Origin of the sequence: Conchiformibius steedae, assembly GCF_014054725.1 — a bacterium.
GTDB lineage: Bacteria > Pseudomonadota > Gammaproteobacteria > Burkholderiales > Neisseriaceae > Conchiformibius > Conchiformibius steedae.
This window is the reverse complement of the sequence record NZ_CP059563.1, coordinates 434,462-452,500: the sequence shown is the minus strand read 5'-3', so window position 1 is coordinate 452,500 and position 18,039 is coordinate 434,462. Positions and strand designations below refer to the sequence as shown.

Genomic DNA, 18,039 nt, shown 5'->3' with positions numbered 1-18,039 from the left:
ATTAGCTTAATTTACCGTGGCACTGTTTGTATTTTAAGCCGCTGCCGCACGGACAGGGGTCGTTGCGGTGAACCACTTTGCCTGCGGCTGCCAAGGCTTCGGGGGTGTAGGGCGAATACTCTTTAGCATCGGGGTGGATGGCTTCGGCTTCGGTGTGTTCGGGCAACATATCGGCTGCCGCTTGTTCCACATCGTCGTCTTGACGGATTTCCACCGATACCAGCAGGGCGCTGGATTGGTGTTGCACGGTATTCCACAAATTGCGGAACATTTCAAAGGCTTCGCGCTTGTATTCTTGTTTGGGGTTTTTCTGGGCGTAACCGCGCAAGTGAATGCCTTGACGCAGATAGTCCATCGCTGCCAAATGTTCGCGCCAATTGCTATCAATGCTGTGCAACAAGACGTTGCGTTCAAACGAGTTAAACGCATCTTGTCCCACCAAGGCGATTTTTTCGGCGTATTGACGGTCAATTTCTGCCAACAGGCGTTCTTTTACGTCTTCGTTTTCCAATGAATTATCGGCTTTTAACCAAGCGCGAATGTCAATTTGGGTGCGGAATTCGGCTGCCAATTGCGCTTCCAAACCTGCCAAATCCCATTGTTCTTCCATGCTGTCGGGAGGCATGTGGGTATCCACCAAACCGCCAATCACTTCGTGGCGCATTTCGCGGGCAATGGCGGAAACATCGTTGCTGTTTAAAATTTCGTTGCGCTGGTGGTAAATCACTTTGCGCTGGTCGTTGGCAACGTCGTCGTATTCCAATACTTGTTTGCGCTGGTCAAAGTTGCGCCCTTCCACTTTGCGCTGGGCGTTTTCAATCTGGCGGGTAAGAATGCCTGCTTCAATCGGTACGCCGCGTTCGGGGGCGAGTTTGTTCAGAATGGTGGCGGCGCGGTCGAGTGCGAACAGGCGCAGCAGCGGGTCTTCAAACGACAGGTAAAAACGGCTGGAACCGGGGTCGCCCTGACGACCAGCACGTCCGCGCAACTGGTTGTCGATGCGGCGGCTTTCGTGGCGTTCCGTACCGATAATGTGCAAACCGCCCGCTTCCATCACGCGCTCGTGGTCGGCTTCCCAAGAATCTTCTAACTGTTTGATTTGTTGTTTTTTCTCTTCTTCGCTTAAGTTTTCGTCTGCCATAATGGCATTCGCCTGATGTTTGACGTTGCCGCCCAAAACAATATCCGTACCGCGCCCCGCCATATTGGTGGCAACGGTAATCATGCCAGGTTTACCCGCCTGTGCCACAATCAGGGCTTCGCGCTGATGCTCTTTGGCGTTCAACACATTGTGCGGCAAACCTGCTTTATCCAACAGGCGCGACACCAATTCGGAATTTTCAATGGTGGTGGTACCCACCAACACGGGCTGACCGCGTTTGTAGCAGACTTCAATATCTTTAACCACCGCTTCATATTTTTCTTCGGCGGTGCGGAAAATTTGGTCGTTGAAATCTTTACGCTGAATGGGGCGGTTGGTGGGGATAATTACAGTTTCCAAGTTGTAAATAGATTGGAATTCATAGGCTTCTGTATCTGCCGTACCCGTCATACCCGCCAATTTGTCGTACAAACGGAAATAGTTTTGGAAGGTAATGGACGCCAAAGTTTGGTTTTCCTGACGGATTTCCACGCCTTCTTTGGCTTCTACCGCCTGATGCAAACCCTCTGACCAACGGCGACCGTCCATCAAACGCCCTGTGTGTTCGTCCACAATCACGATTTCGCCGTCTTTAATCACATAATGCTGGTCGAGATGGAACAGCGAATGCGCCCGCAATGCTGCCATCAAATGGTGCATCAGCATAATATTGCCTGTGGAATACAGCGAATCGCCTTCGTTCAGCAAACCCATTCTCGCCAAAATTTCTTCGGCGTGTTCGTGTCCGCGTTCGCTCAAAATCACCTGATGGGCTTTTTCGTCCACCCAGTAATCGCCTGCGCCGTCTTCTTTTTCCTGACGTTCCAACTGCGGTGGCACTTGGTTCATAATCTGATACAGCTGAATGTTGTCTTCTGCCTGACCCGAAATAATCAGCGGGGTACGTGCTTCGTCAATCAAAATGGAATCCACTTCGTCCACCACGGCAAAATTCAAGCTGCGTTGCACTTTGTCGTAACGGTCGTTCACCATATTGTCGCGCAGGTAGTCAAAACCGAATTCGTTGTTGGTACCGTAGGTAATATCGGCGTTGTAGGCTTCTTGGCGGTAAAACGGCTCTTGATTGCTGACAATCACGCCCACGCTCAAACCAAGGAAATTATACAAAGGTGCCAAAATGCCTGCGTCGCGCTCGGCAAGGTAGTCGTTTACAGTTACCACATGAACGCCTTTGCCCGCCAAGGCATTCAGATACACCGCTAAAGTGGCGACCAAGGTTTTGCCTTCGCCCGTACGCATTTCGGCGATTTTGCCGTCGTGCAACACCATGCCGCCAATCAATTGCACGTCAAAATGGCGCATGCCCAACACACGGCGCGAGGCTTCGCGGCATACGGCAAAGGCTTCGGGCAACATGCTGTCAAGGCTTTCGCCCTGTGCGTAACGCTGTTGGAAATCTTTGGTTTTTTCTTGCAGCGCTTCGTCTGACAAATCCTGTATGGTTTTTTCCAGTGAATTAATTTTATTGACGTTTTTTTGATATTGTTTGAGCAGTCGGTCGTTGCGGCTGCCGAAGACTTTTTTGGCAAGATTGGCTAACATAACATAAATTCCCTATGCCCCATACGGGCAAAACGGCATAGATTTTAACACAAGCCGCGCTGCCTTTGCGATACGCGCCCCAAGTAAAAAACCGCTGTGGTTTTTTTACATAAACAGCGGTTAGCAGAAAAAATTTTTACATGTCGGACAACAGGGCGTTTTTAGGATTCGCCGTTTTCCCACCAGCGGAAGGTTTCGCTTTCGCGGTCAAATACCTGCCCTTGAACGGGTGTCAGTACCGCCAAGCCTTCGTGTCTTGCCAAGGGAATGCTGCGGCACACGGGTTCGTCCCACGGGTGGGTGCTGAGTGCGTATGCGCCCCAATGCACGGGCATCAGGCATTTGGCGCGTACATCTAAAGCGGCTTGGACGGTTTGTTCGGGAAACATGTGATTGTCGCGCCATGCGGGATTGTATTGTCCGTTTTCGATGAGTGCCAAATCCAGTCCGCCAAAACGCTTGCCGATTTCGGCAAAATGGCTGCCGTAGCTGGAATCGCCTGAATAGTAAATGCTTTCGCTTTGGGTGCGGACAACCCAGCCATTCCACAGGGTAAGGTTGGTGTCGCCCCAGCCGCGTCCGCTGTTATGACGGGCGGGAACGGCGTGTAGCTGCCAACCGTCTAGGGCGATTTCGTCCCACCAATCGGCTTCGCGGATGCGTTCGGACGCTGCACCCCACGAACGCAGCAGCGCCGCCATGCCTAAAGGCACGATAAATTGTGTGGCTGTTGCAGCAAAATGTTGAAAAGCGGTTTTGTCGAGATGGTCGTAGTGGTTATGGCTGTACACCACATAATCCACTGGGGGCAGTTCGTGCAATGCGGCGGGCGCGGCTTGAAAACGGCGCATCATCCACGGCAGCGGCGACACGGATGGGGCAAATACGGGGTCAAAAAAGACGGTTTTTCCGCCCACGCGCATCAGCAGGCTGGAATGCCCGAACCAAATCATTTTGATGCGTTCTTTATCATCAGCACAAAAAAAGGCGTCCCAATCGGGGCGTTGCACAGGCAAGGGCTGTGGCGGACGGTAACGCTGCGGATACAGTGCCATACACAATAATGCCGCCAATGTGCTGCGGCGGTGCAACGCCGCCGCAGGCGGCGTGTTGGCAAAAGTTCTGCGCCCGTATTGCCTGCTTTGGCGATAGGGCGGATAACGCCGCCGCAGCTGCCAACGCCACCCTGCCAATCCTGCTAAAACCACACATACTGCTGCCAGCAGCAGCAGCGTCCTACCGTCCGACATCATATCAATGCTGCTCCGCCCTTCTGAAATGGCTGGGGCGCGTACCCAATACCACCAACGTACCGAAATACAAAATCATGCCCAACATCAGCAGGCACAGCAGCTGTATGCTACGGTGCCAACCGCTCACTTCCACCCATTGCAAAGGCAGCCAGTGCTGCGCCGCCAGCAAACCGCCCACCATCATCACCGCCGCAATCATAATACGGCGGATAAAGCGTTTCCAACCAAAACGCGGCGTGTAAATACCACGCATTTTTAACAACATTAACAACAACGATGCATTGATGGTCGCGCCCAAAGCAATCGCCAGCGACAAACCAACGTGTTTCAGCTTCCACACCAGCAGCAGATTAAACAACTGCGTTGCCACAATGGAAACCAAGGCGATACGGGTAGGCGTTTTCACATTTTTTTGCGCGTAAAAGCCCGAAGCCAAAATCCGCACCATAATCATGGCAGGCAAGCCCACCGCATACGCCATCAGCGCGTAACGGGTCATTTGGGCATCGTGTAGGGTAAATTCTTTATACATAAACAAAGTGGCAATCAAAGGAAACGCCAGCACCGCCAAACCGAATGCAGCAGGCACAATCAGCAATACGCACAGGCGCAAGCCCCAGTCCAGCAAAGCGGAAAATTCTTCGGTACTGCCTGCGGCGGCGTGGCGCGACAAGCTGGGCAGCAAAATCGTTCCCAATGCCGCACCAATGACCCCTGCGGGCAATTCCATCAAACGGTCGGCATAATACATCCACGACACACTTCCCGCCGCCAAAAACGAAGCAAACATGGTGTTAATCACCAAGGACACCTGCGCCGCTGAAGAAGCAAACACCGAAGGCAACATTTGGCGCATCACATAATTCACCGCAGGGCTGCGGAAACTCAATTTCGGACGTTTTAAAAAACCCAAACGCCACAGCCACGGCAATTGAAACACCAGCTGCAAAATGCCACCCACAAACACCGCCCAACCCAATGCCATAATCGGCGGGTCAAAATACGGTACAAAAAACACCGCAAACACAATAAACGACACATTCAGCAGCACGGGCGTAAACGCAGGAATCACAAAGCGACCAAACGTGTTCAAAATACTGCCCACAAAAGACGACAGCGAAATAAACAAAATATAAGGAAACACCACCCGCAGCAGCGACACCGCCAAATCAAAGCGCGAGCCTTCGGTAGAAAAGCCCGCCGCCGTCAGCCAAATCACCACAGGCGCAGCCAGCACGCCGATTGCCGTCACCACACACAGCGCAAACAGCAGCATACCCGCCACATATTGCACAAATAACTGCGTGGTACGCGCATCGCGTTTTTGACGGTATTCTGCCAGCACAGGCACAAACGCCTGCGAAAACGCACCTTCGGCGAACACCCGCCGCAACAGATTGGGCAGGCGGAACGCCACCACAAACGCATCCATTGCCGCGCCCGCACCGAAAATCCGCGCCAATACCGCATCGCGCACAAAGCCCAAAATCCGCGACAGCATGGTCATGCTGCTGACTTTGGCTAAAACGGCCAGTAGGTTCATCAAGATTCCTTTTCGGTTTGCCATTTTCGGCTTGCCGCAGCAGGCTAATGCGGCGGGCAAGCATGATTATTGCCAAGTGTACACTAAAAACAGGCAAATTGTGCAAGATGATGTACCGATTCCCCATCATTTTTAATACAAATCAAAATATTATCAAGTTTTGCATTATCCGCATCATGCCCGCGACTGCGACTGCTGCACTACCTGTGTGGGATTTTTGCCGCAGGCAAAGTAAAAATCGGTAAAAACGCGTTATAATGCGCCCCATTTATCTGTTTGTTTCCCTATATAAGAAGGTGCTTCACATGACTGTCAAATACAAACGCATCCTGCTCAAACTGTCTGGCGAATCGCTGATGGGCGGCGACCCATTCGGCATCAACCGCGAAACCATTATGCGCATTGTGTCGCAAGTCAAAGAAATTGCCGATTTGGGCGTACAAGTCGGCGTGGTGGTGGGCGGCGGTAATATTTTCCGCGGCGTATCGGGTCAGGCGCAAAGCATGGACCGCGCCACTGCCGATTATATGGGTATGATGGCAACGGTAATGAACGCTTTGGCATTAAAAGACGCGTTTGAAAGCTTGGGAACGAAAGCACGGGTACAGTCTGCCCTATCCATGCAGCAGATTGCCGAAACCTACGCCCGTCCCAAAGCCATTCAATATCTGGAAGAAGGCAAAGTGGTGATTTTTGCCGCAGGCACGGGCAACCCCTTCTTTACCACCGACACTGCTGCTGCCCTGCGCGGTGCGGAAATGAACTGCGACATTATGATGAAGGCAACCAATGTAGATGGTGTTTATACCGCTGACCCGAAAAAAGACCCCTCTGCCGAGCGTTATCAAACCCTAACTTTTGATGAAGCCCTGAACAAAAACCTGAAAGTAATGGACGCCACCGCCTTTGCCCTGTGCCGCGAACGCCGTTTGAACATCGTTGTGTTTGACATTCACAAAGACGGCGCGTTAAAAAACGTGATTTTGGGCGCAGACGAAGGCACGCTGGTGCATAACTGAAGTGCCTGACCCGTGCCGCAATATTCTTGTTGGCACGGCGCAAACGCGATAATATTCGCCATTTAGACCGATTGATTTTGGACAAAACCTTATGATTAACGACATTCAAAAAACCGCCGAAACCAAAATGCAGCGTTCGCTGGAAGTCTTGCGCGAAAATCTGGCAAAAGTGCGTACCGGACGCGCCCACACTGGTTTGCTCGACCAAGTGGAAGTGGAATACTATGGCAGTCCCGTTCCCGTGAGCCAAGTGGCAAACGTTACCCTGCTGGATGCGCGTACCATCGGCGTCAAAGTATATGAAAGCAATATGGCATCGGCGGTAGAAAAAGCCATCCGCGATTCCAATTTGGGTTTGAACCCCGCTGCGATGGCCGACGTGATTCGCGTACCCATGCCCATGCTCACAGAAGAGCGCCGCAAAGACCTGATTAAAGTGGTGCGCGGCGAAGTGGAAGAAGGACGCGTTGCCATCCGCAATGTGCGCCGCGATGCCAACGACCACATCAAAAAACTGCTCAAAGACAAAGAAATCACCGAAGACGATGCCCGTCGTGGCGAAGAATCGGTACAAAAACTGACCGACAAATACATTGCCGAAGCTGACAAAACGCTTGCCGCTAAAGAAGAAGACCTGATGGCAATCTGATAAGCTGCAGATATTGTGTCAAAAAATCCCCGATTTCGGTTTTTTGCGGTAGATGGGGGTTTCTTGACACAATTTTAAGCCGATTTACATTCGTCCGCCGCCACAGGCACAGGTTTACGCCGTGCGCCCCGATACGGTTTTGTAAAGAATGGTTAGATTTTGTGGTTTTCTTTACATAAATACACGCTTTTATCCCACTTATTCCCCCGCAGCAGGTGTGCGCGACAGCCAATTGGCATACAATCGCTACCGTATCATCCAGCAGGGCAAGGCTTTTTTGCAAGGCTCTGTATGTTTTCCGTAATTTGATTCATTTTTGAAAGGCATTCAACCATGAAACATCACATTTTCACGGCTGCCGCCGTAACGGTTTTGCTGGGTGCGTGCACCAACCAGCTGCCCCCCTATCAAGCTTACCAGCCCTATCAGGTGTATCCGGGCGTGGTGCCGTCCATGCTGCCGCAAACGGCGGTGGTAACCGCTACGCCGCAAGTGCCGCAGGTGGTGGTACAGCCCCCTGTTGCCGTTGCGCCGCCGGTACAGGTGCAAGTACCGCGTCAGCCAAGCACTACCGCCACCAAACCGCCTGCCGTAACCAAAACGGTTAGTCCGCCGCCTGTCAGCACTGTTGTTGATGCTTACGGTTGTCAAACCGCCACAGGTGCAACTTGGTCGGTATTGCTGCAACAATGCGTGCAGTTATTCAACGTTGCCAATATCCGCATGGTGGACCCCGATAACCAGTCTTTGGCAGCCTACGCCATTTTTAGTAAGGACAAAAAACAGGCGGAAATTTTCTCTGCCACTTTGCCCAAAGGCATTATTTTGTCGGCAACCAAAGGCGGCTTTATTTCTTCAGACGGCAGAATCCGTTTGGTGGATTTGGGTCGCAACAATTGGAAACTGGTTAAAAAATAACCGATTCAATCCAAATAACCACAACGCCTTGACCGTATTGTTACGCGGCAAGGCGTTTATTCCATACCCACAACCAACGAAAGGCAAACCATGATTGCAGCCATTGATGTTGATGCCCAAAAAACCTTTACTCCGCTTTGCCCGAATGAACTGCCCGTGGCAGGCGGCGATGAAATCGTGTCGGAATTAAACGCACAAGCCCAATACGCCGATTTACGGGTGATGACCAAAGACGCGCACACCTTGGAAGCCAAATGGCTATGCGCCGACCACAGCCAGATGGGTCAGCTCACAGGCTTGCCCGATGCCGACCAAACTTGGGTTGCTCATGCCATTGTAGGCACATACGGATTTGAATTATTAGACGGTTTGCCTGCCGAAAGCGAATATGATTTTTGTGTATGGAAAGGCACGTCGCCCGAATTGCACCCTTATGGTGCGTGTTTTCACGATTTGAAAGAACAGCGCAGCACGGGTTTGATTGAATGGCTGCAAAGCCAACAGGTTGACACGGTGATTGTGGGCGGTTTGGCAACGGATTATTGTGTGAAAACCACAGTATTGCAGCTGTTGCAGCACAGCGGCATCAAGGTGTTGGTTAACCGCGCTGCCTGCCGAGGCATTGCTGCTGATACCTGCGAACAGGCTTGGGCGCAAATGGCGCAGCAGGGCGCGGTGATTTTGGACGATGCGGCGGCGGTGGGCGAATATTTGTCGAGCGCACCGACAAATTGCGCTGCCGCTTAAGCGGCGGCGCTGCCCGCCACGCTGACCAAGCGGTTACGCAGCCAGCGGATGGCAGCGGGCAGTTCGCCTGCCAACAAACCGATGGGACCGGTTTGCCGTGCTGCCAGCCATTCGGCAGCCACACCGTGCAGCCATACCGAAGCGGCAATTGCCTGTTCTACGGCAATGCCCTGTGCCAACAGGCTGCCAATCAAACCCGCCAGCACGTCACCGCTGCCTGCGGTTGCCAAACCTGCATTGCCGCTGCGGTTGATGCGTAAAAAGCCTTGAGCGGAAGCAATCACGCTTTCATGCCCTTTTAATACCACCCAAGCCTGATGGCGGGACGACAATTCGCGTGCTGCCCACACACGGTTTTGCTCAACGGCATCTACGCTGCTTTTCAGCAGCCGTGCCGCTTCGCCCGGATGGGGGGTTAACACGCGCACCGTTTGCCCCGCATCAGGAAGCGGCAGCGCTTGTTTTGCCAACAAATTCAATGCACCCGCATCCAGCACCACCGCATCGGCACGGCGGCAGACAGGCGCAAGCAAGGCAGCGGCACGGTCGGTTTCCGCCAAACCGCAACCCAATACCCACACATCCGCACTGCCTGCCGATACCGACACGGCATCGTCTGCCATCAGTTCCAAACGGGCATGGTGAACGGGTGGCGGATAATGTTCCAAACCCACCAGCACTTTGCCGCAACCGCCGTACAAAGCCGCTTCCGCCGCCAACAATGCCGCACCCGTCATGCCCTTGCTGCCGCCGATAACGGCTACCGTGCCAAACGTCCCTTTGTGGCTGTTTTCGGGGTGCGGTTGGCAGATATCGGGAAAATGCTGTAAAGCATAACGGCGGCTGGTTTCAGTATCAAACGGTGTCATGGCGCAATCCCAATACGTCCTGCATATCAAACAAACCCTTATCTTGCGAAGCCAGCCACGCCGCTGCGCGTACTGCACCACCGGCAAAGGTCATGCGGCTGGAAGCCTTGTGGGTAATTTCCACGCGCTCGCCTTCTGTGGCAAACAGCGCGGTATGGTCGCCGACAATATCGCCGCCGCGCACGGTGGCAAAACCAATGGTATCGGCAGCGCGCGCACCTATTTGCCCTTCGCGTCCGTAAACCGCACATTCGCGCAAATCACGCCCCAAGGCATGGGCAATCACTTCGCCCATCCGCAACGCTGTTCCGCTGGGCGCATCAATTTTGTGACGGTGATGCGCTTCAATAATTTCAATATCGTAACCTTCGTTTAACACGCGGGCAACGGTGTCCAAAATATGAAAGGTCAGATTCACGCCCACGCTGTAGTTGGCGGCAAACACCACGGCGGTGCGCTCGGCAGCCGCCGCAATCGCCGCTTTGCCTGCTTCATCATAACCCGTTGTACCGATAACCAGTTTTACGCCTTTTTCGGCGCAGCGGGCAATCAGTGGCAGCGAAGCATCGGGACGGGTAAAGTCAATCAGCACATCGCAAGTGTCCAATACCGCATCCACATCGGCACTGATGCGTACCCCGTCTGCCACCACATTACCCAATACGGGCGAAGCAGCGTGCTCTAACGCGCCTGACAACACCACGCCTTCACGCTGTGCCACCGCTTCCACCAACATTTTGCCCATGCGCCCGCCTACGCCTGCAATTGCAATTCTTAAATCATTCATTGTGTTGCTTCCTGTCTATTGCGCTGGATTTCATCCAAGGCACTGCCTTCAATGCGCGACACCATATTGCCTTGGAAATAAACGGTTAACGTTTTGGTTTCTTTGACTTTGCCGCCGCGCACCACTTCATAAGTATAATCCCAACGGTCGTTACGGAACACGGAATTCAGCAACGGTGCGCCTACGGTTAATTGTACCTGCTCGCGTGTCATGCCCGGTTTTAAGGCAGCCACGGCTTCCACATCCAAGGGAATGCCTTGAATCACAGGCAGTTTGTAATAGGGAAGCTGTTCCACCAGCTTGGGCGTACACGCGCTTGCCAACAGCGCGGCACACAGTAATGCAAATGTTTTATTCATAGAATACCTTTCATTTATGTGTTTATTTTTCAAATAGATACCATCAATGCCAACACAAACGGGGCAAAAATCTGCAACCTTACCATAAGATAAGGCAAACCAAAAGCCTTATAGTCAATGTGCTTTATTTCCCATACGGCGTTGGCATCACCTTGCCGTATGATTCATACTGTCTGCGGCATCGCCGCCTTGTCTGAAAAATAAATCACATTAACTATTACGATTCACGTTCTTTGCCGTCTAATGCCACAAACACCAGCACCGACAATGCCATCAGCAAAACTGTCAGCACTGCGGCTTTGTCTTGATTTTCTGCACCCACTTTGCCTAAATAGCGGTAAATTAAGGTGGTTAAAGTGGTCCATTCGGGGCGAGACAGCAGTAAAGTAGCGGCGAATTCACCTATGCCTGTGGCCGCTGCCAAGGTCAGCCCGCGCCGCAAAGCAGGTAGCAGCAAAGGCAGTGTAACCGTACCCAGCACTTGCCAACGGTTTGCCCCGCATATCCGCGCCGCTGCGGTATAGGCAGGCGGTAAAGCGTCCCATGCCGCCAATATGTCTTTGGTTACAAACGGATAAGCCAGCAGCGCATACAGCGCAACCAGCATCCCCAGCGATGCCGACCAATCGGGATACAGCAGCAGCATCCCAAACGCCAAACACACGGGCGATACCATAAACGGTAAAAAGGTTAAAGCGCGTAAATACGTCCAACGGCGCACCAACGCCGCGTGTGCCATTCCCAACAACGCCGATACCGCCACCGCCGCCGCCGTAAAACGCAGCGTATTCCACAACGCCAATAAAGTTTCTTCGTGCCACAACACCTGCCACGCTTCGCCCGCGCCCATTGCCCGTGCCAGTACCGCCAACAAGGGCAATACGCAGCAACACAGCAGCACAGTCAATACCGTTGCCAACAACAGCCGTTCCCAAACCGTTTGCGGCGGGCGTGGCGATAGCGGGCGTACTTTGGCAGCATGGCTGCGGCGGCTCACCCACGCATACGCGCCCCCTGCCAACGCCGTTACCGCCAACACCAGCCACACCAATACCCCTGCCCGTGCCATGTCCAATTCATAGGCAATCAGTTGATAAATTTCCACTTCTACGGTGGCATAACGCTGTCCGCCCAATAATAACGCCAAACCAAATCCCGAAAAACAATACAAAAACACCAAACAGCCCGCACCCGCCAGCCACGGCAGCAACACGGGTCGTTCCACCTGCCAAAACCGTTGCCACGCACCCGCGCCCAAGGTTTGCACCGCTGCCACGCGGTTGGTGGGAACAGCGCAAAAACCCTGATAGGCAGCGCGTATCATCACGGGCAGATTAAAAAAAACATTGCCGTATAACAACAAATAAGGTGTATCCTGCCAACCTCGCCACAACAGCCCGCGTTCGCCAAACAATGCCAATACGCCCATGCCTGCTACCAAAGTGGGCGTGATAAACGGCAGCATCAGCAGCCGCAGCAGCCACAATCTCCCACGAAACTGCAAACGCGCCAGCACCCACCCCACAGGCACGCCCAAACACAAGGTCAACATCACCGTACAAAACGCCTGCCACGCCGTCCAGCCGATGCGCCAACGGTAATAGCTGTCGCCCAAGATTTCGCCCCACAGCAACGCGGCATCTTCATAACGCAGCATAGCAAACAGCGGTGCCAACACCGTTGCCGATAAAAACAGCAGCGGCATCAGCGCGAACAGCCAAAAACCGGTACGGTACATCATGGTTTACAGCCAATCGGATGCGGGAACTGGGTAAATGCCCCATTCAGGCGGATAGTCTGCGCCGACAAAATACAAACCGTCAGGCATAAAAGTGGGCGGTGCGTGGCAACGGTTTTGCGCTTGCAGCAGTTCTGCAAAAGCATTGACACTTAAACGTCCGCTGCCCACATATACCAGTGCGCCAACAATATTGCGTATCATGTGATGCAAAAAGGCATTGGCATGGAAATCAAACACAAAACGCTCGCCCGTGTGTTGGATTTCGGCGGAATACAGGGTTTTAACAGGGGATTTGGCTTGACATTGCGCAGCGCGGAAACTGGAAAAATCGTGTGTTCCCACCAATAGCGCAGCGGCTTGGCGCATCAGCGCAGCGTCTAAAGGATAATGTGTCCACCCTGCACGACGGTATAAATGCGGCGAACGCACGGGCGCGGATTGCAATACATAGCGGTAACGCCGCGCACAGGCATCAAAACGGGCATGAAAACGTTCATCAACCGCTTGGGCGTGCAGCACCGCCACGCCTTCAGGCAAACGGGCATTAACCCCGCGCACCCATGCTTGCAAGGGGCGAACGGTGTCGGTGTCAAAATGCACGGTTTGTGCCAGCGCGTGTACGCCTGTGTCGGTGCGCCCTGCGGCAAAGGTCCGCACGGGATGCTCTGCCATCTGTTCCAAAGCATGTTCAAGAGCGGCTTGCACGGTGGGCGTGCCGTCTGCCTGTTTTTGCCAACCAAAAAAATGGCTGCCGTCATAAGCAAGGGTAAGGGCGTAGCGGGTCATGGGCGGAATGGGCGGTTAAAACGCGCATTGTTCAACAAGCAGGCGGCGCTGTCAAAAATGTTGAAAAACGGATAATGCACCCGATAATATCGCTACCTTTATTTTGGGAAAAAGACATCATGGAACGTTTGCGTTTGCGGATTGACGGCATGAGTTGCCAAAGCTGTGCGGCGCGGGTGGAAAAAGTGTTAAACGCGCACCCTGCGGTAAGCCGTGCCGAAGTGAGTTTTGCCACCGAAGAGGCGCGGATTGATTTTGATGCGGCGGCTGCCGATGCCGCGCAGTTGGCGGCGCTGGTGGAACGGGCGGGATTTTCCGCGCACGCCGTACAAGGCACGACTGCACCGCTGCCCGCACCCGCTCCCCCCGATTGGCGTTTGAAACTGCTTTTGGTGCTGATGGCGACATTTATTCCCGGAATGGCGGGCATGTTATTCGGTTCGCACGCGCTGATGCCGCCGCTGTGGTGGCAAATTGTGGCTGCTACGCTGGTGCAAGTTTGGCTGGCACAACCGTTTTATCGGCGGGCGTGGGCAGCTTTGCGCGGCGGCAGTGCCAATATGGATGTGCTGGTGGTAGCGGGAACGGCTGCCGCTTACCTGTATTCACTGGTGTCTGCCGCGCAAGGTGCGGGAACGCACGGCGTGTATTTTGAAACAGGCGTGATGGTGCTGGCACTGGTGTCTTTGGGCAAATACTGGGAAGAACGCATGAAACGCGAAAGCCTGAACGGTTTGGCATTGCTGGTCAAACTCGTTCCCAAAACCGTGCAGGCGCAACGCAACGGCGAATGGGTGGAAATTGAAGTGGCACAAATTGGCATGGGCGAGCATTTGCGCGGGATACACGGCGGACGGATTGCCGCAGACGGTACGGTGTTGTCGGGCGAAGCATGGGCAGACGAAAGCCATCTTACAGGTGAAAGCCGTCCCGTTGCCAAACGTGCGGGCGACAGCGTGTTGGCAGGGGCAGTGTTGCACGGTTCCTTAGAATACCGCGCCGACAAATTGGGCGAAGACACACTGTTGGGCGACATGATGCGGGCGTTGGCAGAAGCACAATCGGGCAAAGCGCCTGCCGCTGCCTTGGCAGACCGCGTGGCAGCGGTGTTTGTGCCTTTGGTGGCAGCGGTGGCATTGCTCACTTTTGCGGGCAACCTGATGGCGGGCGTGGCAGCGGGTACGGCGGTGATGCGTGGGGTGGCGGTGCTGGTGGTGGCGTGTCCGTGCGCCCTCGGTTTGGCAACGCCTGCTGCGGTGATGGCGGGCATGGCGGCAGCGGTACGGCACGGGGTTTGGTTTAAACATCCTGCCGCTTTGGAAAGTGCTGCCGCTGCCGATACCGCCGTGTTTGACAAAACGGGTACGCTGACCGAAGGTCGTCCCGACATCATCGCCGTCCACACCGCAGCCGACACAGACGAAACCCGTTTGCTGCACGCTGCCGCTGCCTTGGAACGCCACAGCCTGCACCCGTTTGCCGCTGCCATTGTGCGCCGCGCCCATCAATTAGGCGACATTCCCGCCGCCCAATCCGTCCGCACCGAAGCAGGACAAGGCATCAGCGGCACGGTAACGGGCATGGGCGACGTGCGTGTCGGTTCGCCCGAATTTTGCGGACTGACTACCTTGCCCGATAACGAAACATGGCGGGAAGCAGGCATTGCCGCCGTTGCCGTCAACGGCAAACCCGCAGGCGCATTTGCCTTTGCCGATACCCTCAAACCCGACAGCCGCGCCGCCGTTGCCCGTTTGCAAAACATGGGCATCGCCACGCTGATGCTCAGTGGCGACCGTCCCGCCGCCGTTGCCCGCAGTGCCGCCGAAGCAGGGATTGCTCGCGCCCAAGGCGGTATGTCGCCACGCGACAAAACCGATACCGTGGCACAACTCGCCCAATCGGGCAAACACATTGCCATGATTGGCGACGGCATTAATGATGCCCCCGCACTCGCCGCCGCCCACATCGGTTTTGCCCCCTACGGCAGCAGCGCCGCCGCCGAACACACCGCCCAAGCCGTGCTGATGCGCCCCTCGCTGATGCGTTTGGCAGATGCGTTCGCCGTTGCCCGCGCCACCCGCCGCACCATCCGCCAAAACCTGTTTTTTGCATTTGCGTATAATGTATTGGCGATTCCCCTTGCCGCCACGGGCACACTCAGCCCCACCGTGGCAGGCATGGCGATGGCACTCAGTTCCGTATCGGTGCTGATCAATTCTCTGCGCCTGCACCGTTTCGGGCAAAAATCCGTATCAATGCCATCAGATTAAAAAAATGCCGTTTTCCTCAATCTGGAAAACGGCATTTTTATCACCCAACCCCGCCGACAGGAATCGAACCTGTATTTTACGCTTAGGAGGCATACGTTCTATCCATTGAACTACGGCGGGAAAAACTCAACTGATACGCGCCACCGAATGTTGCGCCAAATCGCGCATTGCCTGCACCGTTTCATTGTCGGGCAGCTTGTCCAAACAGGCACAGGCGCGGGCAACGGCATTTTGTGCCTGTTTGGTGCAATAGTTTAAGGCATCGGATTGGCTGACATGGCGGTAAATGGCTTCAAAACGGCTGCGGTCGGCGTTTTGCAGGGCATCGCGCACTTCGGCGGCGGCTTCGGCACTGCCTTGACGCATCAGATAAATCAGCGGCAGCGTGGGTTTGCCTTCTGCCAAATCATCGCCGACATTTTTGCCGATTTGTTCGGCGCTGCCCGAATAATCCAACACATCATCAATAATTTGAAATGCCGTGCCCACATACATGCCGTAATCTTTTAAGGCTTGTTCGTGTTCGGGCGACGCGCCTGCCAATACCGCGCCCACTTGCGCCGCCGCTTCAAACAGCTTGGCGGTTTTGTATTGAATCACGCGCAAATATTGTTCTTCGCTGATATCGGTATTGCCGATATTCATCAGCTGCATCACTTCTCCTTCGGCAATAATGTTGGTGGCTTCCGCCATAATGTCCAGAATTTTCAAACTGCCCGAACCCACCATCAATTGAAAAGCACGGGTATAGAGAAAATCGCCCACCAACACGGCAGCGGCGTTACCAAACAAATTATTGGCGGTGGCACGTCCGCGCCGCAATTCGCTTTCATCTACCACATCATCATGCAGCAGCGTGGAAGTGTGGATAAATTCCACCATCGCCGCCAGCGAATAAAGTTGGTCGGTGTCGCAACCAAGCGATTTGCCCGACAAAATGGTGATAATCGGGCGCAAGCGTTTACCGCCAGCACTGATGATGTAGTTGCCGATTTGCGAAATCAGCGCCACTTCCGACTGCACGGCGCGATTGACCACCGCGTCCACGCGGTGCAAATCATTTTGCAGATTTTGTTGAAAATAAGGCAGTTGGCGCAGCATGGGCAAGATTTTTGGCAAAATGAAAAGCGGCGATTATAGCAGTTTGGATTGACGGTTTCCATGTGTGGGCGCAATATTCGCCCAAGGTTTTTTTATGGAAACGCCAAGCAGCTTTGGCGTATGGGTTGATGCGTATTCTCAGTTACAACATTCAGGCTGCCATCGGTACAGACAGCTATTGGCGTTATGTGTCGCGCCTGCACCGTCAGGTCTTGCCTGCGCGGGCAAAACACGACACTTTGGCACGGATTGCCGATTATATTGCAGCGTTTGACGTGGTGTGTTTGCAAGAAATTGATTTGGGCGGTTTGCGCAGCGGTTTTTGCTGTCAGGCAAACCTACTGGCTGAAGCGTCTGCGTTTGCCCACAGCCTGCACCAAACCAACCGTGTGGTCGGCAAATTGTCGCGCCACGGCAACATGATGTTAAGCCATTTTCCACTGCGTCTGCTGGTTAGCGAAAGCCTGCCTTCGCGGATTAAAGGGCGTGGTTGGCTGGCAGCGGCAGCAGACACACCTTGGGGCGAAATGGTGGTGGCAAACGCCCATTTCAGCTTGGGAAGGCAAGACCAAATCCATCAGGCGCAACATATTGTTGATGCACTGGCGAAATATGAAAAGGTTTGTTTATGCGGAGATTTTAACTTTTTACCCGATGCCGCAGCAGCCAAAGTATTGGAACGGGCAGGTTTTATCCGCGTGGCTGCGCCTGCGCCCACCTATCCCAGTTGGCAACCGCGCAAAACGCTGGACCACATCTTTTTAAAAGGCTTGCATGGACAAGGGCAAACAGAAACCTTTTGCGCGTCTGACCATTTACCCGTTTCCGCGCAATTAAGCCTGTCCGCTGACAAATCGGTTTAAACGATAAGGGGCATCACATCTGCCGATACGGCATCAAATCCAAGCGGACGTTTTGTAAGGTTGTGTTATCCTGATTTTCATTGTTGATACGTTCAAGCGTATCGGCAGGAACACAGCGGGGGTATTTCCCGTTTTCACCACCTTTCATCAGGAGATGAAACATGTCCGTAGAAAAAAAACATGATGCTTCAGGCTACTGGAAGGCAAATTTACGCATTATCTTTATCTGCCTGACCGTATGGGCGCTTTGCTCGCACTTTGCCGCCATTTTGCTGCGCCCGATGTTGATGGGTATTAGCGTGGGCGGTGCCGATTTGGGCTTTTGGTTTGCCCAACAAGGCTCGATTTTGGTGTTTATCGCCATTATTTTTTATTACTCATGGCGCATGAACAAACTGGACGAACAGTTTGGCGTAAAAGAGGAGTGATA

Annotated in this window: 16 protein-coding genes and 1 tRNA gene; 7 read left to right on the top strand and 10 right to left on the bottom strand. The window is 53.8% G+C overall.

The annotated features are described in order from the left end of the window. Position 1: 1 nt before the first annotated feature. The 3 genes from secA to murJ all read right to left on the bottom strand — a co-directional run bounded on the left by secA (position 2) and on the right by murJ (position 5,500). The gene (gene secA / locus H3L98_RS02625) at positions 2-2,704 is read right to left on the bottom strand and encodes a preprotein translocase subunit SecA (RefSeq protein WP_027022297.1); all 2,703 of its coding nucleotides are present in this window, start codon (positions 2,702-2,704) and stop codon (positions 2-4) included. A 161-nt stretch (positions 2,705-2,865) separates the two neighbouring features. Beyond that, positions 2,866-3,957 (bottom strand): MBL fold metallo-hydrolase, encoded by a 1,092-nt coding sequence (locus tag H3L98_RS02620; RefSeq protein WP_051532109.1) that lies wholly within the window; start codon positions 3,955-3,957, stop codon positions 2,866-2,868. 1 nt (position 3,958) lies between these two features. Further along, positions 3,959-5,500 carry a murein biosynthesis integral membrane protein MurJ gene (murJ, locus tag H3L98_RS02615; protein WP_027022298.1) on the bottom strand — a complete coding sequence of 514 codons (1,542 nt, stop codon included), beginning with the start codon at positions 5,498-5,500 and terminating at the stop codon, positions 3,959-3,961. A 305-nt stretch (positions 5,501-5,805) separates the two neighbouring features. Here murJ and pyrH point away from each other — a divergent pair, with 305 nt between their 5' ends. The 4 genes from pyrH (at position 5,806) to H3L98_RS02595 (ending at position 8,833) form a co-directional block, all read left to right on the top strand. Next, on the top strand, positions 5,806-6,519 hold the full coding sequence (gene pyrH, locus H3L98_RS02610; protein ID WP_027022300.1) for a UMP kinase: 714 nt from the start codon (positions 5,806-5,808) through the stop codon (positions 6,517-6,519). Between the two features lie 91 nt (positions 6,520-6,610). Further along, positions 6,611-7,168: a ribosome recycling factor gene (gene frr / locus H3L98_RS02605; RefSeq protein ID WP_027022301.1), complete on the top strand. Its 558-nt coding sequence runs from the start codon at positions 6,611-6,613 to the stop codon at positions 7,166-7,168. 333 nt (positions 7,169-7,501) lie between these two features. Beyond that, positions 7,502-8,086 (top strand): hypothetical protein, encoded by a 585-nt coding sequence (locus H3L98_RS02600; RefSeq protein ID WP_084481899.1) that lies wholly within the window; start codon positions 7,502-7,504, stop codon positions 8,084-8,086. Positions 8,087-8,176: 90 nt separating this feature from the next. Continuing rightward, complete coding sequence (locus H3L98_RS02595; RefSeq protein ID WP_027022302.1) at positions 8,177-8,833, top strand: isochorismatase family protein; 657 nt, start codon at positions 8,177-8,179, stop codon at positions 8,831-8,833. Here the strand turns inward: H3L98_RS02595 and H3L98_RS02590 are convergent. The 5 genes from H3L98_RS02590 to truA all read right to left on the bottom strand — a co-directional run bounded on the left by H3L98_RS02590 (position 8,830) and on the right by truA (position 13,375). Next, a complete protein-coding gene (locus H3L98_RS02590; protein WP_027022303.1) occupies positions 8,830-9,702 on the bottom strand; it encodes an NAD(P)H-hydrate dehydratase in 873 nt (290 codons plus the stop codon). The two genes, H3L98_RS02595 and H3L98_RS02590, sit on opposite strands and share 4 nt — an antisense overlap. Further along, on the bottom strand, positions 9,689-10,489 hold the full coding sequence (dapB, locus tag H3L98_RS02585; protein ID WP_027022304.1) for a 4-hydroxy-tetrahydrodipicolinate reductase: 801 nt from the start codon (positions 10,487-10,489) through the stop codon (positions 9,689-9,691). The genes H3L98_RS02590 and dapB overlap by 14 nt, the downstream gene beginning before the upstream one ends. Further along, complete coding sequence (locus H3L98_RS02580; RefSeq protein WP_027022305.1) at positions 10,486-10,848, bottom strand: outer membrane protein assembly factor BamE; 363 nt, start codon at positions 10,846-10,848, stop codon at positions 10,486-10,488. Before H3L98_RS02580 ends, dapB begins: the two co-directional genes overlap by 4 nt. Before the next feature lie 217 nt (positions 10,849-11,065). After that, positions 11,066-12,589, bottom strand: a complete 1,524-nt coding sequence (locus tag H3L98_RS02575) for an ABC transporter permease (protein WP_027022306.1) — start codon at positions 12,587-12,589, stop codon at positions 11,066-11,068. A 3-nt stretch (positions 12,590-12,592) separates the two neighbouring features. Then, the gene (truA, locus tag H3L98_RS02570; protein WP_051532110.1) at positions 12,593-13,375 is read right to left on the bottom strand and encodes a tRNA pseudouridine(38-40) synthase TruA; all 783 of its coding nucleotides are present in this window, start codon (positions 13,373-13,375) and stop codon (positions 12,593-12,595) included. A gap of 119 nt (positions 13,376-13,494) precedes the next feature. Between truA and H3L98_RS02565 the strand changes: the two genes are divergently transcribed. Beyond that, positions 13,495-15,645, top strand: coding sequence for a heavy metal translocating P-type ATPase (locus H3L98_RS02565; protein ID WP_246327832.1), 2,151 nt, complete (start codon positions 13,495-13,497; stop codon positions 15,643-15,645). Positions 15,646-15,693: 48 nt separating this feature from the next. On the opposite strand, the gene H3L98_RS02560 is transcribed toward H3L98_RS02565, so the two are convergent. Beyond that, positions 15,694-15,765: transfer RNA gene (locus H3L98_RS02560), tRNA-Arg, on the bottom strand. Positions 15,766-15,771: 6 nt separating this feature from the next. Next, positions 15,772-16,746, bottom strand: coding sequence for a polyprenyl synthetase family protein (locus tag H3L98_RS02555; protein WP_027022309.1), 975 nt, complete (start codon positions 16,744-16,746; stop codon positions 15,772-15,774). A 62-nt stretch (positions 16,747-16,808) separates the two neighbouring features. Between H3L98_RS02555 and H3L98_RS02550 the strand changes: the two genes are divergently transcribed. Both H3L98_RS02550 and H3L98_RS02545 read left to right on the top strand, forming a co-directional pair. Next, complete coding sequence (locus H3L98_RS02550) at positions 16,809-17,609, top strand: endonuclease/exonuclease/phosphatase family protein (protein ID WP_246327831.1); 801 nt, start codon at positions 16,809-16,811, stop codon at positions 17,607-17,609. A 161-nt stretch (positions 17,610-17,770) separates the two neighbouring features. Next, a complete protein-coding gene (locus tag H3L98_RS02545) occupies positions 17,771-18,037 on the top strand; it encodes a DUF4212 domain-containing protein (RefSeq protein WP_027022311.1) in 267 nt (88 codons plus the stop codon). Positions 18,038-18,039 lie beyond the last annotated feature (2 nt).